Here is a 15,278-nt window from a genome sequence, read left to right as displayed (position 1 = left end):
GGACGCAGGTTTTAAGCTCCCGTTTTCTTCCATGCCAGATATCGGGTCAAAAGTTCGACATTCATGACTTCGGGGCGAGCGTCCAGCACCATTACGTCATGAGCCTGCATCCGCTCATGCAATTCAGCCCGGGCGTTGAGGTAGTCGACCGTGCCGCAATAGGCCAGTGCTTCAGGCAGGGTTTGCACCGGGGTCTGACGCAACTGGTCGAGCGTTGCTTCGCGCAGACTGACCACCAGCACTTGATGCTGACGGTTCAGGTGTTCGACTGCGTTGGTCAGTTCGCCTTGCTCTTCATCGCGCAGATTGGTCACCAGGATAACCAGCGCTCGGCGTTTCTGACGGGTCAGTAGCTGCTGCGCAGCTGTCTGGTAGTCAGCCGGACGTTGGCTGCTCGCCAGATCGTAGACGGCGTTAAGCAAAACGTTGAGTTGCCCGGCGCCTTTTGACGGCGCTAGATATCGCGGTTGATCGCCGGCAAAGGTGCTCAATCCCACCGCATCACCCTGACGCAGCGCGACGTAACTCAGCAGCAGACAGGCATTCAGCGCATGGTCGAAATGCGACAACTCGCCATCCTGGCTGCGCATTTGCCGGCCGCAATCGAGCATGAAGATGATTTGCTGGTCGCGCTCGTCTTCGTATTCCCGGGCGATCGGCGTGCGCTGCCGGGCAGTCGCCTTCCAGTCGATCTGGCGCAAGCTGTCGCCTTCGCGAAATTCGCGCAGTTGATGAAATTCCAGGCCTTGCCCGCGACGCTGGCGCTGGCGCACACCGAGCTGGCTGAGCCAGTTGTCCACCGCCAGCAACTGCCCGCCGTAGAGCTTGGCGAAGTCCGGGTAGACGCGAATCTCGTCGCTCACCTCGAGCAGGCGTTTGCCTGACCACAGACCCAGCGGGCTGGGCAGGTTGATTTCGCAATGCCCGAAGGTGAAGTGACCGCGATTGAGCGGGCGCAGGCGATAACCGACCTCGCTGAACTGGCCGGGTTGCAGCTCGAGCGTCAGCGGCAGGTTTTCGAAACTCAGCCCCGGTGGCACGTGATCGAACATCTCCAGCGTTACCGGCTCATTGAAGTCGTGACTGACCTGCAGCCGAACTTCGCTCCAGCGGCCGAGTGCGAGGCTGCCGGGCATCTGCCGTCGTACGAGGGGCGAGGGCAGGCGCTGCAGGCGGATGGCGTCGAGCAGCGCCAGCACCAGCAGGGCCAGCAGCAACCCCCAACTGATCGCCGACAGGCTGGCAGGGGTCGGGATGTCGAGTGCCTGCACGGTGCCCAGCAGCGTGCCGATGGCCAGCAGCACTGCCAGCCAGATCAACAGCAGGCGTGACGGTTTCACAGGCGCGGCGCCGGTACTTGGTCGAGCAGTTGCTGCAGCACTTGATCGACCTGCAGACCTTCGATGTCCAGTTCGGGCGCCACCCGTACCCGATGGCGCAGCACCGAGAGCGCGCAGCCCTTGATGTCATCGGGGATCACGAACTCGCCACCGCGCAGCAACGCACGGGCGCGGGCACAACGCACCAGCGCGATGGACGCTCGCGGCCCGGCGCCGAGGGTCAGGCCGGGCCAGGAGCGGGTGCTGCGCGCCAGCCTCACGGCGTAATCGAGCACCTGATCGTCCAGTGGCAGATCACTGGCAATGCGTTGCAGAGCCTGCACATCCTTGGCTTGCAGAACCGTGCGCAGCGGCTGCACGTCGAGCATGTCGGCGCGGGTCGAGCGGCTGACCTGACGCACCATGCTCAATTCCTGCTCGGCATCCGGGTAGTCCATGCGCACCTTGAGCATGAAGCGGTCGAGCTCGGCTTCCGGCAGTGGGTAGGTGCCTTCCTGTTCGATCGGGTTTTGCGTGGCGAGCACCATGAACGGCTGGGCGATGGGCAGCGCCCGCCCTTCAAGGGTGACCTGACGCTCCTGCATGGCTTCGAGCAACGCCGCCTGGGTTTTCGCCGGTGCACGGTTGATCTCGTCGGCCAGTAGCAGGTTGGTGAACAGCGGCCCCTTGCGCAGTTTGAACTGCTCGGTGTGCAGGTCGTACACCGCGTGGCCGGTGACGTCGCTGGGCATCAGGTCCGGGGTGAACTGGATGCGCGCGAACTCACCGCCGAAGCACCGCGCCAGCGCCCGCACCAGCAAGGTTTTGCCCAGCCCGGGGACGCCTTCGAGCAGCACATGGCCGCCGGCAATCAGCGCCGTCAGAACGTCGTCGATCACCGCGTTCTGACCGATCAGGGCCTTCTGCAATTCACCGCGCACCGCTTGCGCCAGCTGGCTGGCGCGCTGGCGTTGCTGGGCGGCGTGGCTGGCGCTGCCGGGCTCGATGTGTTCAGTCATAGCGTGTTCCTCAAGGTTTGCAGGTGGGCCACCTGGCGGCTGAAATCAGCGCTGCTCATGCGCTGTTTCGGCACCGGGCTCAGGGCCTGGCTGATGGCGCGGGTCGGCTGGCGGGTCAGGCGCGACAGCACCAGCCATTGCTCGGCCACGTTCAACTGGTCGAAGCCGGGATGGCGGCGTCGGGCGCGGCGCAGCACGTCCTGTTGCAGGGCTTGCAACAGCGTGTGCTGGCCATTGTGGCGCAGGATGAAATCGGCGCTGGCACGCAGGTGTTCCTGCAACTGCCGACGGCCACGGGGGGCGGGCGCGAGCAGTGGCCCGTGGCGCACAGCGACGTGCCACAAACCCAGGGCGATCAGTGCCAGCAGGGCAACGATGGCTTGCGGGAAATAGCGCCAGAGCAGGGTCGGCAGGCCGTCGTGGGCGGTGTTGAAAATCAGCGTGACGTCGGTGTCGGCGCTCAGGTACCAGAGCAGCCAGGCATTGTCGTGTTGGCTGATGGCCGAGGTCTTCCACAGCTCGGCATCGGTGACCACGGTGATCGAGCCGAGGCCGTAGGCCAGTTGCATCATGTGCGTGGCCTTGGCGCTGTTGGCCCAGGCTTGCGCGAGATTCTTCGGGTCTTCCAGATGAAACGCGGTGTCGAAACCGGCGTAGGCCGGGGCGTCCTCGTCTTCCAGATAGAGTTTGGTCAGGTTCGGGTACGGATCATCGGCCAGCTCCGCCGGTGGTTCCTTGAGGTTCTTGCTCAGTGACTGGTGCAGTTGCACCCGGTCCAGCAACAGGTCATCGCTTTGTCTGGCCTGCTCATCCCATAGCGCTTCGGCGACGAACACCAGGCGTCCGCCGGCGCGGGCCCAGTTCAACACCTGATCGACCTGGCGCGGGGTCATCCGTGAGCGCTCACCAAACAACAGCAGGGTGTGCCGGCGCGGGTCGATGTCGGGCAGCACCGCCAGCGTTTCAGCATGGCCGACGTTGAGGCCGCGCTCGCGCAGGAACATTTCAGCGGCCAGATACGGGTTGGCCTGGGCCTGGGGCGAAGGGCCGTGATCGATCACTTCCTGATAAGGCCTGGCCTTGAGGTACAGATAGACAATCAACGCTGCGAGCAGGGCAACGATCAGCCCGCTGATCAGCCACGCGTTGCGCCGGTTCAAGCGCGCGCTCCCGGGCCGAACAGGGCACGCCAGCCATCACACAGTTCCTGTTGCAGATGCACCGCCGGCACGCGATGCCCGTAGGCCATGTTCTGCCAGTGCAGCGTCAGGGTACGGCTGAACGTCAGCAGTTCAGGACGCTGCAATTGTTCGACCCGCTGCAGCACCTGATGCTCGGTATCGGCGGGTTTCAACGTCAGGTCAAAGTCGTGCAGCAGGCGGCTGAGCAAGCCGCGATAGAGCAGCCCCAACGCGGCGCGTGGCTGGTCTTGCCAGAGTTGTTCGGCGCTGGCGGCGATGTCATCGGGCAGGGATTGCGGGTTCAGGTCCAGGCCGAATGCCTGCTGCGGCGCGGGTGGCTTGCAGCGCGCGGGCAGCTTCGTCCGGCGACTGACGAAGGTGCGCAGAAACTCGCGATAGCGCCAGATCAGCCAGCCGACAGCAGCGATCAACGCCGCCCACAGCAACACCTCAACCAAGGTGGCCAATGCATTGAAACGTTGACCGTCGAGCCATCCGAGCAGCGTTTTCAACCAGGGTGGCGCCTCACCGGGCGTGACCTCGGCCGGGGTGGCCGGGTCGTCGCCGAAGCGATAACGGGTCACGGTTTCCTTGTTCTTGAACGGTGGTTGTTCAAGCAACGCCTTGATGCTGTCGTGTGAAGCCTGACTGGTCAGCGGTTGGTGCAGCAGTCGTGGCGCCTGCGGGGCGCTGGCGGGATCGGTTGCGGCCCATACGGGTGGCACCGCCGGCAGCAAAAGGCAGACGGCCAGCAGCCAACCCAGAACGCTGCTGTTCAGACGCTGGCGCAAACGGCGGAACACTAACTCGATGTCCCAGGCTTCGAGTGTGGTGCGCCGATTCAGATACAGGCTGAAACCGCAGGCGACATACACCGGTTCCCAGATCACCAGCACCAGCGAGTAAAAGGCGTTGGTCAAGTGCTCCAGCCAGCGCCAGTGGTGATCGGCATCGAGGATCAAGGACTGCCAGTCCCAGTCGGTTTCGATCTGCTGTGGCAGCAGCATGTAGAACAGCACCATCAGGCCGATCCACAGCGCGGTCTCCAGATGCACGCCGATGATCGTCAGCCATTGCGCGGCGCCGGCATTGCGTTGCAGCAGCACCTGCAGGCGTTGCTGGCGGGCCGTGCCGTCCAGGCCTTCGAGCTGCAGCACCGGCAGCAGAAAGCTGCGGCTCAGGCTCAGACGACGCCAGGTCAGGCTGGCCAGCAGTTGCGGTTTGAGCAGCCGGGGAAATTCGCGCAAGGCTTGTTTCAGTGTGGGTGTTTCACCGAACAGGGCCTTGGACAGGATGTACAGCGGCAGGCGTTCGCAGGCCGGTTTAAGCCACCAGAAAATGAACACGGCGAGTGACGGCGAATCCCACAGCAACAACGTCAGCAGGGCGAACAGCGGCAGGGTGACGATGGCCCAACTGGTCATCAGCAGGCGCCGGTGCTGCTGACTCATGAGCACACCCAGGTCCATGGCTTCCCACGTGCTGCGCGGGCGGATTGCTACGCTGGCATCACTCAGGCGCATGGCGGGTCCTTCCGGCAAACAGCAGGTAGACCGCCACCGCAATCCATAAAGATGCACCGACCGCGTACTTGGTCCGCGGGGCGATCCCGGTCTTCGATGACCAGTACGCTTCAATGAACGCCGCGATCAGCAGGAACAGCATGACCCCGCAAACCAGCAGGACGCTTTTGCGCGCGGCGTGTTGCAGTGCTTCGCCGCGCGTCAGGCGGCCGGGAGCGATCAGTGCCCAGCCCAGTTTCAACCCTGCAGCTCCCGCCAGGGCAATGGCCGTCAGTTCGAAAGCACCGTGGCCGATCACGAACGACCAGAACGTCTGGCCAAAACCGATCTCGGTCAGATGCCCGGCCACCGCGCCGATGATCAGCCCGTTGTAGAGCAGGAAAAACGCACTGCCCAGGCCCAGCAGCAAGCCACTGGCGAAAGTCTGGAAGGCGATCCCGATGTTGTGCATCACGTAGTACCCGAACATCACCCAGTCTTCACTGGCAGCGCGTTCGGCTGAGCGTCCGAGGTGGCCGGCCACCGGGTCGTACATGCTCTGCATCTCGCGCACCTGTTCGGCGGGGATCAGGTTATAGACCAGCTCGGGATAGCCATACACCAGCAGCGCAAAACCGATCAGGCTGCCGAAAAACAACAGGCCGGCGGCCAGCACGAACGGCCATTCGGCGCGCACCAGCCGGGGGAAATCAGCGAGGATGAACCCCAGCAGGTTGGCGCCGAATCGACTGCGGTGCCGATACAACTGCTGGTGGCCGCGCAGCACCTGTTGCTGCAGCGAGTCGATCAGAAAGCTGCTGTAGCCGCGTTCCTGGGCCAACGCCAGATGCTGGCACAGACGTCGATAAGCCTTGGGAAAGCTCGCCGCCTGCGAGGTGTCCTTGCCGTGTTCGAGGCGTTCGAGGGCCAGCGTGAAGCGCTCCCATTCGGCCTTGTGGCGGGCTTCAAAAAGACTCTGCTTCATGTCGGCCCCAACAAGCCGCGGGCGATGCCGTTGAGTTCGCTGACCGCTTTGGGTGCCGAGAGGTGCAGCGGCTGGGCCAGCAGGGCGGCGAGTTCATTGACCCGCGCCGGCGACAGTTCAGCCTGGCGTTCGGCGAAGGCCAGCAGCGCGCGTTGCTCGCTGAGATTGAGCGGTACGGGCGAGCTGCGCGGTTGGGCGTCAGGTAGTTGCGGACGGAGCAGGGGACGCTCGCTGTAGACCACCAGGGTGCCGGCGGCGATGTCGCCCAGGCGCTTGAAGGTCGGGTGGTGCAGGCAACTGATGGCACCGAGGAAATAGCCGAACGGCAGCAGGTCGACAAATCGCAACAGGTTGCGCAGCAGTGAGGCCGACCAGCCGATCGGTGTGCCGTTATCGTGAATCACCCGCAGGCCCATCCATTGTTTGCCCGGCGAGCGGCCCTGACGCAGCACTTCGAACAGCACCATGTACCACCAGCTGATGACAAACAGCAGCAGCGACCCGAGGCCCATGCCGAGCTGGCCGAGAAATGCCAGCGCCACGAACAGCACACCGATGAGCGCACCGCGAATGCCCAGGTCGATGCCAAATGCGAGGGTACGTACCATCAGACCGGCCGGGCGCAACGGCAGGTCGATGCCCTCCGGGGTTTCCACTTGATAGCGGGTATCGAGTGGCGGGTTCAGCGGTGCTTTCCGTGGCGCTGCTGTGTTCTCGAGCATGGGCTACCTGATGGGGCCTGATCGGGATGCGAAGTCTGCCCGATGCTAGCAGCCTCTTGGGGGGAAACGACATAACTATGTATTGCACATCGTGTGATGCGCGATGGTTGAATGACAGAGCGCTGGCCGCGATGGCGGTTCAACGCCTAGACTTCGCCGATCTTCAGTTCAGGAACCGCCCGTGACTTCAATCTTCTGGTACGACTACGAAACCACCGGCATCAATCCCCGCAGCGACCGCCCGCTGCAGGTCGCGGGGATTCGCACCGACCACGACCTCAATGAAATCGACGAGCCGGTCAATCTCTACTGCCAGCCCAGCGAAGATATCCTGCCGCATCCCGCAGCGTGCGCGATCACCGGCATTACCCCGAGCCGTCTCGCCGAGCAGGGCCTGAGCGAAGCCGACTTCATGACCCGGGTGCACACGCAACTGGCGGCGCCCGGCACTTGCGGCGCGGGTTACAACACCTTGCGTTTCGACGACGAGATGACCCGCTACAGTTTGTACCGCAACTTTTTCGACCCGTACGCACGCGAGTGGCAGGGCGGCAACAGTCGCTGGGATCTGATCGATGTGGTGCGCGCCGCTTATGCGCTGCGCCCTGATGGTCTGGTCTGGCCGACCGATGATGAAGGCAAGGTCACCCTCAAGCTCGAACGCCTGACGGCCGCCAACCATATCGACCATGGGCATGCCCACGAAGCACTGTCGGACGTGCGCGCCACTATCGCTCTGGCGCGGTTGATCCGTGAGAAACAGCCGAAGTTGTATGACTGGCTGTTTCAACTGCGCAGCAAGCAGAAGGTCATGGACCAGATTCGCCTGTTGCAGCCGATGGTGCACATCTCCGGGCGCTTTTCGGCGGCTCGCCACTATGTCGGTGTGGTGCTGCCATTGGCCTGGCATCCGCGCAATCGCAATGCCCTGATCGTCTGTGACCTGCACCTTGATCCGCAAGGCTTGCTGGATCTGGACGCCGAGACCCTGCGCCAGCGCCTTTACACCCGTCGTGACGAGTTGGCCGAGGGCGAACTGCCGGTGCCGCTCAAACTGATCCACATCAATCGTTGCCCGGTGGTGGCACCGTTGTCGGTGTTGCGCGCCGACGATCAGCAGCGCCTGGGCCTGGACATGGCGCTCTATCAGGCGCGCGCGCTGCGGCTAAGTGACGCACAACAAGTTTGGAAAGATAAAGTTGCGGCGATTTACGCCAGCGAAGACTTCACCCCGAGCGAAGACCCGGAACAGCAGTTGTACGATGGATTTATCGGTGATCGCGATCGGCGTCTATGCGAGCAAGTGAGGACGGCAGATCCGGCGCAATTAGCGCAAGAGCACTGGCCGTTCGATGATGAACGTTTGCCTGAATTACTCTTTCGATATCGCGCACGCAACTTTCCCGATACGTTGAATTCTGCAGAGCAAGAGCGCTGGAGAATATTCTGCCAGCAGCGTTTGTCCGACCCACAAATGGGCGCACCTAATACCCTGAGCTCTTTTGCCGACGCCGCGCAGCAATGGGCGCTTAGTGCTACGCCGATACAGGGTCAAGTGCTCAATGAGTGGCAGAATTATGTCGAGGCATTGCGCAAACGTTTGAATCTTTGAAATCGAACATAGTGTGCCCATGAAAGGCCGCGCATAAAAAAACGCCAGCATATGCTGGCGTTTTTCATGGGCCACCGAATCAATCGGCGACCGGCGTGGCGGCTTAGCCCAGCAGGGTAGCCCAGCCTTCAACCACGTCACCGCCCCACTTGGCTTTCCACTCTTTCAGAGTCTTGTGGTTGCCACCTTTGGTTTCGATGACTTCGCCGTTGTGCGGGTTTTTGTATTGTTTAACTTTGCGTGCGCGCTTGGTGCCAGTAGTTTTTACTGCGGCGCCACGGGTGCCCTTGGTTTTCGATTCTGGATCCAGCAGGGCGATGATGTCGCGCAGGGATTTGGAGTATTCGCCCATCAGGGTGCGCAGTTTGCCTTCGAATTCCAGCTCGGCTTGCAATTTGTCGTCTTGCGACAGGTTCTTCAAACGGGCTTGCAGCTCTTTGATTGCTTCTTCAGTGGCACGATATTCGTTGATCAAGGACATGGTAACTACCTTATGCGGATGTGTTGAATGGCAGGGGACAGTGCCGCAATAATAGTCAGGCTGTTTCATCAAGTAAACATTTAACCGGTTTTTTTATTTGAATTAGTTGCGTGAAATAACCGGTAAATTGAATGCGCATTTAAATAAATGTGATGCAGTCATCACGAATATTCACAATTATCTGTGCGGGCAGTGCCACTGAGCGTCGTGACCTTGGTGCGCGTGACGCCGAGAAGCGCTGAATCCCGCCTTCCAGGAGGGATATGGTCATCAATACTGCAGTTTGCGCGCGCAGTCGCTAGAATGGCCGCCTTTGCGAAGTTCTGGAGTTTTCCCCCCATGCGCACCTTTCGGTTGGTGATTTCCTGCCCTGACCGCGTTGGCATCGTTGCCAAAGTCAGTAACTTTCTGGCATCCCACAACGGCTGGATCACCGAAGCGAGCCACCATTCGGACAATCAGAATGGCTGGTTCTTCATGCGTCACGAAATTCGTGCCGATTCGCTGCCGTTCGGTATTGAAGTGCTGCGCGAGAAGTTTGCGCCGATCGCCGAAGAGTTCTCGATGGACTGGCGCATCACCGACACCGAGCAGAAAAAACGCGTGGTGCTGATGGCCAGCCGCGAATCGCACTGCCTGGCTGACCTGCTGCACCGCTGGCACAGTGATGAGCTCGACTGCGAAATCTCCTGCGTGATTTCCAACCACAATGACCTGCGCAGCATGGTCGAGTGGCACGGCATTCCTTATTACCATGTCCCGGTCAATCCGCAGGACAAGGAACCGGCATTCGCCGAAGTGTCGCGTCTGGTCAAACAGCACGACGCCGAAGTGGTGGTGCTGGCGCGCTACATGCAGATCCTGCCGCCGTCGCTGTGCCGCGAATACGCGCACAAGGTGATCAACATTCACCACAGCTTCCTGCCGTCGTTCGTTGGCGCCAAGCCGTACCATCAGGCGTCGCTGCGCGGCGTGAAGCTGATCGGCGCGACCTGCCACTACGTCACCGAGGAGCTGGACGCCGGTCCGATCATCGAGCAGGACGTGGTGCGTGTCAGCCACAGCGACAGCATTGAAGACATGGTGCGTTTCGGCCGTGACGTCGAGAAGATGGTGTTGGCCCGTGGCCTGCGTTATCACCTCGAAGATCGCGTGCTGGTGCACGGCAACAAGACCGTGGTGTTCTGATCGAACCCACGCATGCTTGAATAATGAAGGGCCTGGGCGTTCAATCGTCCCAGGCCCTTTTTCGTTTCAATCCTTGAGGAACTGCCCGTGAGCGATCCACTGGACAAAGCCACTTCGCAAGCGCCTGCCACTGTGGGCGAGGGCTGCCTGAGCCGCTATGACCCGGATGACCTGAGCCCGGAAGACGGCACCGAGTTTTCCGGCGCGGCAGAACTGTGGGAACAGCTCAGGGAGGAACCGGATGAGCCTAAGAAACCTGCCTGATCTTCAGCAGCTTTTTGAGCAGCGGCCGTCCCAGCATCAATAGAAATACCGGGCCGCCCACCAGCAGATAGAAGTAGAACGTCACCACCCGCCAGATCAGGATCGCCGCTGCAGCGGTGGATTTGCCGACCATCGGCGCCAGCAGCGCCGCCGACGTCAGCTCCGCAGCGCCCGCGCCACCGGGCAACAGGCTCATCTGACCGGCGCCCAGCGAGAGCATCTGCACCAGGAAACTCCAGGCCCATTGCAGCTCCGCGCCCAGCCCGCGCAAGGCCAGGTACAACACGCTGTAACGCAGCAGCCAGTGCATGCAGGTCAGGGCGAACACCTTGACCAGGGTCTGCCACGGCAGCTTGAGTGTGTCGATAAACGCATCGAGAAAGTGCAACAGCTTGCGCGCCCAGCGCCTGCGCGTCGCGGGCTGCACGTTCAGGCGGGCGAGCAGGCGCCCGCTCAGGCGGATCAGGCGACGGTGGTAGCGCGCCAGCAGCACACAACTGAACAACCCGCTGAACAGCGACACGGCGCTGACTATCAGCAACCATTCCAGGCGGTCGTTGAGGTGCTGAAACAATGCATAAATCAGAATGCCGCTCAAAGCGCAGAGGAAGAACAGCAGGTCACTCAACTGATCCATGGCAAACACCGCGCTGCCCCGGGCCGGGCGCACGCCGCAGCGGGCCAGCAACGCCATGATCGTCAGTGGCCCGCCACTGCCACCGGGAGTGGCGCAGTAGGCAAACTCCGCCGCCATGACCACGCCGAGGCTTTTCAGCGGTGTTACCCGCTCGCGTTGATCGCCCAGTAAAAGACGCAGGCGCAGGGTGTTGATGCCCCAGCAGAGCAGGATCATGCCGAACATGATCAGCAGCCATTGCAGCGGAAAGTTCTGCAGCCGCGCGCCGATCTCACCGCCGCCGAGCAGCACCGGAATCAGGATGGCGGCAAGCAGGCCGATCAACAGCACAATGCCGCGACTCATGCCGCGCGCCCCATGCACTCGCGTTGATGGGTGAGCCAGTCGATTTTGCTCATGGGCTTGCGTCCTTCCGCCAGCAGTCGTTCAAGGGTGTGCAGCCAATAGTCGCGCGCGAACCGGTGGCGCATGTCCACCGGGTGCAAGCCTAGACGAATCACCGCGGCGTCGCGCCAGTGCTGTTCACGCTGCTCGCAGACGAGTTTCGACACGCCCCGGCGCCAGGCACTGCGTGCGCTCCAGACCAGGCCCGGAGCGTCGATGGGGGTGAAATCAGGCAATTGAAAAAGATGTTGCGGGTCGCTGGTGTAGCGCAATGGCAACTCGCGAAGGGCCAGGCGCGTCCCCTCGCTCATCAGCCAGGCCGGGGCGACAAAACCGTGCAACGGCCAGTTATTGCGCTGGAACAGCTCGATGCCGGCGCGCAGACGAGCCAGCGCGGCGTCGCGCGACAAACGATAAAATTCGCCTTCATGGGTGTAGATCCGGCGCATGAACCAGTCGCGGGGCGTGGTTGGCGTTGGCTCGCGGTCATCATGGTAGTAGCCGTGCAGGGCCAGTTCATCGCCACGGGCAAGCCGCTCGCCAAGCATTCGGCAAAACGCTGGATGATCCTCAAGTGCGTCGTGTCCATGGAAGTCCGGAACCACAAGCCAGGTCATCGGTACGCCGCCGATCGCGTCGACGGCTTCGACAAACGGCCGATAATCCGCCCACGTCGACGGCGCTACGTCGTGCAGCACCAGCAGCACGGCGTGGCAGTTGGTGGAATCAGCCATTGGCCACCCGTGGCAATGATTGGCCAAGGACCGCGTGGTAATGACCGAGCAGGCTGTCGACCACGCTGTCCCAGGCGTAATGCCGTTCGACATGTTGCCGCGCCTGCTGGCCGAGTTTCACGCAACCGCGACTGAACAGTTCGCGCACGGCGTTGGCCATGGCTTGCGGGTTATTCGGCAGACACAGCACGCCGCAGTCTTCGTGAATGATTTCCTCGAACGCCCCGGCGGCCACCGCAACAACCGGAGTGCCGCACGCCATGGCTTCAAGGATCACCAGGCCAAAGGTTTCCTGATCACCGGCATGCAGCAGGGCGTCGGCACTGGCCATCAAGCGGGCGACGGTGGGCGCGGGGCAGAACGAATCGATGACGCTGACATTGTCCGGGACCACCACTGGCATCGACGAGCCAACCAGCAGCAGGTGATAGCGCGGGCCGAGACGTTGCAGGCACTTGAGCAGTACGGGCAGGTTTTTCTCTTTGGAACCGCGCCCGGCAAAGATCAGCAGACGCGTGTCCTCGGCAATGCCCAGTTCAGCGCGCAGGCCGCTGTCGCGGGCGTCAGGGTGGAAAGTTTGCAGGTCCACCCCCAGCGGCTGCACGAACACGTTGCGCACCCCAAGGCCCGTGAGCTTGTCGGCCATTACCTGGCTGGGCGCCAGCACCCGGTCGAAGTTGCCGTAGAGTTTGGTGACGTACGCCTCGACATTCGGCGTGAGCCAATGGCCCATGCGGTTGCCGACCAGCAACGGCAGGTCCGAGTGGTAAAAGCCGATCACCGGCACATCCAGTTGGCGCCGTGCGTCCAGCGCCGCCCACGCGGTGAGATACGGGTCGCCGACTTCAATCAGATCCGGCTGTAAATCCTGCAGAACGTTGCGCCACGGCGCGAGGCGCAGCGGGAAGCGATAGCCTTTGCCGAAGGGCAGGGCAGGCGCGGGCACCGTGTAGACACCGTCGTGTTCACCCAAATGCGCGCCGGGAATCAGCAGGCTGTGGCGAATTCCGGGTTTGACGCTCAAGCGGCGGTGCTTGGCGTCCAGATAGGTGCGTACGCCGCCGCTGGCCGGGGCGTAAAACATGGTGATGTCGGCGATGTGCACGGTGATCAACCCTCCGCTGCGTTGCACTCCCTTGGTTGACCTTTATCCAGAATAGATGTTCGGTCGGGAATACGCGGTGCAGCTGAAGTGCCCCTCACCCTGACCCTCTCCCGGAGGAGAGGGGACTGACCGAGGTGTTTTGGCTTTACCTGAAAGTCGGAGTCGAGCTCAGGTTTGAAAAGCTTGAAGATCGGCTCCCTTCCCCCTCGCCCCCCTAGGGGAGAGGGTTGGGGTGAGGGGGAAGGCTTTTGATCTTAGATGCGGAAACTGCCTACCAGCTGCTTCAGACGCGCAGCCTGTTGCTCCAGATCCGAACAGGCGCGCAACGTTGCCTGCAGGTTTTCCACGCCTTCCTGGTTCAGTGTGTTGATTTCGGTGATGTCGACGTTGATCGACTCGACCACCGCGGTCTGTTCCTCGGTCGCGGTCGCCACCGACTGGTTCATCCCGTCGATCTCACCGATGCGCAGGGTCACGCTGTTGAGGCGCTCGCCGGCGAGGTTGGCGATTTCCACGCTGTCCTGGCTATGGCGCTGGCTGTCGCTCATGGTGCTCACCGACTCCCGGGCGCCGACTTGCAGCTCCTCGATCATGGTCTGTACCTGCTGCGCCGATTCCTGGGTGCGATGCGCCAGGTTGCGCACTTCGTCCGCCACCACCGCAAAACCACGGCCAGCCTCACCGGCACGCGCCGCTTCGATGGCGGCATTGAGGGCCAGCAGGTTGGTTTGCTGGGAGATGCTGGTGATCACTTCCAGGATCTGCCCGATGTTCACGGTCTTGCTGTTCAGCGACTCGATGTTGCTGCTGGACGCGCTGAGCATGCTCGACAGTTGATTCATCGCCTTGATGCTGCGATCCACCACTTGCTGGCCGTCTTCGGCGAGGCCACGGGCGTCGCTGGCCTGGTTCGAGGCTTGCGCGGCATTGCGCGCGATTTCCTGAGCGGCGGCGCCCAGCTGATTGATCGCGGCGGCGACGCTGCTGGTGCGCGAGGCTTGCTGATCGGAGTTGTACATCGACGAGTTGGACGCCGCGACCACGCGCAGGGCGACCTCGTTGACTTGCCCGGTGGCGGAAGACACTTCGCGGATCGAACCGTGAATGCGCTCCACGAAACGGTTGAATGCGGTACCCAGCACACCAAATTCATCGTTATTGACGATGGTCAGGCGTTTGGTCAGGTCGCCTTCGCCGTCGGCGATGTCTTCCATGGCGCGGGTCATGACGTGCAGCGGCTGGATCAGCAGGCGAATCAGCATGCCCAGCAGCGCAATGATGATGACCACCGCGATCACGGTGGCGATCACTGCCGAGGTGCGGAACTCGCTGAGCATCGAGAAAGCTTTGTCCTTGTCCACCGACAGACCGATGTACCAGTTCACCGATGGCAGGCCCTTGATCGGCGTGAAGCTGACGATGCGGGTCTTGCCGTCGACAGTGATTTCACTGAAATCGCTGCTGATGCGCGGGGTGTCCTGCGGGTAGGCCTCTTTCAGCGACTTCATCACCAGCGCCTTGTCCGGGTGCACCAGGATCTTGCCGTCGGCGCTGACCAGGAACGCGTAACCCATGCCGGAAAAGTCGCGGGCGGTGAGGGTATCGACCAGGGTTTGCAGACTCAGGTCGCCGCCGACCACGCCAACGCTCTGGCCGGCCTTTTTCGAAGCGGTGGCGATGGAGATGATCAACTGGCCGGTGGCGGCATCGATGTACGGTTCGGTCAGCGTCGAGGCGCTGCTGCTCTCGGCGCCTTTGTACCAAGGGCGAACCCGAGGGTCGAAACCGTCCGGCATCTTCACGTCCGGACGGATGGTGAAGTGGCCGGTGGCATCGCCCAGGTAAGTGGCCATGAACGTCGAGGTCAGGGATTTCTGTTCCAGCAGGCTGGCGACGTTGGCCGGTTCCGGATTGATGGCGATGTTCTGGGCGGCGTTCTCCACCAGCAGAATGCGCCCGTTGAGCCAGGTCTGAATGTTGTCGGCAGTGACTTCGCCCATCTCGTTGAGATAGTTGTTCAGGTCATCGCGGATCGCGTTGCGTTGCAGCCAGTCGTTGTACAGCGTGAACGAGGCGAAGGCGGCGATGACGATGAGGGCGGCGGCAAGCAAAATTTTATGGCTGAAGCGCAGATTTTTGTTCATG

General features: G+C 62.1%; 14 protein-coding genes and 1 pseudogene. 3 read left to right on the top strand and 12 right to left on the bottom strand.

Translation table 11 applies throughout. The features are described 5' to 3' along the window. Positions 1-11 precede the first annotated feature (11 nt). From AC0J41_RS19985 to AC0J41_RS19960, 6 genes are read right to left on the bottom strand one after another with little or no spacing between them, the layout of a single operon-like run. Entirely contained in the window at positions 12-1,340 is a 1,329-nt protein-coding gene (locus AC0J41_RS19985) for a DUF58 domain-containing protein (protein ID WP_473013399.1), read from the bottom strand. Then, positions 1,337-2,338, bottom strand: a complete 1,002-nt coding sequence (locus tag AC0J41_RS19980; protein WP_473013398.1) for an AAA family ATPase — start codon at positions 2,336-2,338, stop codon at positions 1,337-1,339. Before AC0J41_RS19980 ends, AC0J41_RS19985 begins: the two co-directional genes overlap by 4 nt. Continuing rightward, the gene (locus AC0J41_RS19975) at positions 2,335-3,498 is read right to left on the bottom strand and encodes a DUF4350 domain-containing protein (protein ID WP_473013397.1); all 1,164 of its coding nucleotides are present in this window, start codon (positions 3,496-3,498) and stop codon (positions 2,335-2,337) included. Before AC0J41_RS19975 ends, AC0J41_RS19980 begins: the two co-directional genes overlap by 4 nt. After that, complete coding sequence (locus AC0J41_RS19970) at positions 3,495-5,042, bottom strand: DUF4129 domain-containing protein (RefSeq protein ID WP_473013396.1); 1,548 nt, start codon at positions 5,040-5,042, stop codon at positions 3,495-3,497. The genes AC0J41_RS19975 and AC0J41_RS19970 overlap by 4 nt, the downstream gene beginning before the upstream one ends. Further along, on the bottom strand, positions 5,029-6,006 hold the full coding sequence (locus tag AC0J41_RS19965) for a stage II sporulation protein M (protein WP_473013395.1): 978 nt from the start codon (positions 6,004-6,006) through the stop codon (positions 5,029-5,031). Before AC0J41_RS19965 ends, AC0J41_RS19970 begins: the two co-directional genes overlap by 14 nt. Further along, the gene (locus AC0J41_RS19960; protein ID WP_473013394.1) at positions 6,003-6,728 is read right to left on the bottom strand and encodes an RDD family protein; all 726 of its coding nucleotides are present in this window, start codon (positions 6,726-6,728) and stop codon (positions 6,003-6,005) included. Before AC0J41_RS19960 ends, AC0J41_RS19965 begins: the two co-directional genes overlap by 4 nt. A gap of 181 nt (positions 6,729-6,909) precedes the next feature. Between AC0J41_RS19960 and sbcB the strand changes: the two genes are divergently transcribed. Further along, positions 6,910-8,340: an exodeoxyribonuclease I gene (gene sbcB, locus AC0J41_RS19955; protein ID WP_473013393.1), complete on the top strand. Its 1,431-nt coding sequence runs from the start codon at positions 6,910-6,912 to the stop codon at positions 8,338-8,340. Between the two features lie 103 nt (positions 8,341-8,443). Here sbcB and mvaT read toward each other — a convergent pair whose 3' ends face one another. Beyond that, complete coding sequence (gene mvaT / locus AC0J41_RS19950) at positions 8,444-8,821, bottom strand: histone-like nucleoid-structuring protein MvaT (RefSeq protein ID WP_003227581.1); 378 nt, start codon at positions 8,819-8,821, stop codon at positions 8,444-8,446. 339 nt (positions 8,822-9,160) lie between these two features. Between mvaT and purU the strand changes: the two genes are divergently transcribed. Both purU and AC0J41_RS19940 read left to right on the top strand, forming a co-directional pair. Beyond that, positions 9,161-10,009 carry a formyltetrahydrofolate deformylase gene (purU, locus tag AC0J41_RS19945; RefSeq protein ID WP_025112763.1) on the top strand — a complete coding sequence of 283 codons (849 nt, stop codon included), beginning with the start codon at positions 9,161-9,163 and terminating at the stop codon, positions 10,007-10,009. An 87-nt stretch (positions 10,010-10,096) separates the two neighbouring features. Beyond that, the gene (locus AC0J41_RS19940; protein ID WP_473013392.1) at positions 10,097-10,273 is read left to right on the top strand and encodes a hypothetical protein; all 177 of its coding nucleotides are present in this window, start codon (positions 10,097-10,099) and stop codon (positions 10,271-10,273) included. Here AC0J41_RS19940 and AC0J41_RS19935 read toward each other — a convergent pair. From AC0J41_RS19935 to AC0J41_RS19915, 5 genes and pseudogenes are all read right to left on the bottom strand, one after another. Beyond that, entirely contained in the window at positions 10,257-11,255 is a 999-nt protein-coding gene (locus AC0J41_RS19935; protein ID WP_473013391.1) for a lysylphosphatidylglycerol synthase transmembrane domain-containing protein, read from the bottom strand. The two genes, AC0J41_RS19940 and AC0J41_RS19935, sit on opposite strands and share 17 nt — an antisense overlap. Next, positions 11,252-12,028, bottom strand: coding sequence for a DUF2334 domain-containing protein (locus AC0J41_RS19930; protein WP_473013390.1), 777 nt, complete (start codon positions 12,026-12,028; stop codon positions 11,252-11,254). Before AC0J41_RS19930 ends, AC0J41_RS19935 begins: the two co-directional genes overlap by 4 nt. Next, a complete protein-coding gene (locus AC0J41_RS19925) occupies positions 12,021-13,112 on the bottom strand; it encodes a glycosyltransferase family 4 protein (RefSeq protein WP_473016026.1) in 1,092 nt (363 codons plus the stop codon). Before AC0J41_RS19925 ends, AC0J41_RS19930 begins: the two co-directional genes overlap by 8 nt. Before the next feature lie 275 nt (positions 13,113-13,387). Further along, the gene (locus AC0J41_RS19920) at positions 13,388-14,152 is read right to left on the bottom strand and encodes a methyl-accepting chemotaxis protein (RefSeq protein ID WP_473016025.1); all 765 of its coding nucleotides are present in this window, start codon (positions 14,150-14,152) and stop codon (positions 13,388-13,390) included. A 93-nt stretch (positions 14,153-14,245) separates the two neighbouring features. Beyond that, positions 14,246-15,277, bottom strand: a pseudogene (locus AC0J41_RS19915) (HAMP domain-containing protein); the annotation flags it as partial. Position 15,278 lies beyond the last annotated feature (1 nt).

The sequence above is a fragment of the Pseudomonas sp. Arb-4-2C genome (assembly GCF_055755015.1).
The sequence above is the reverse complement of the archived record's forward strand: the minus strand, read 5'-3'. Positions and strand labels throughout refer to the sequence as shown.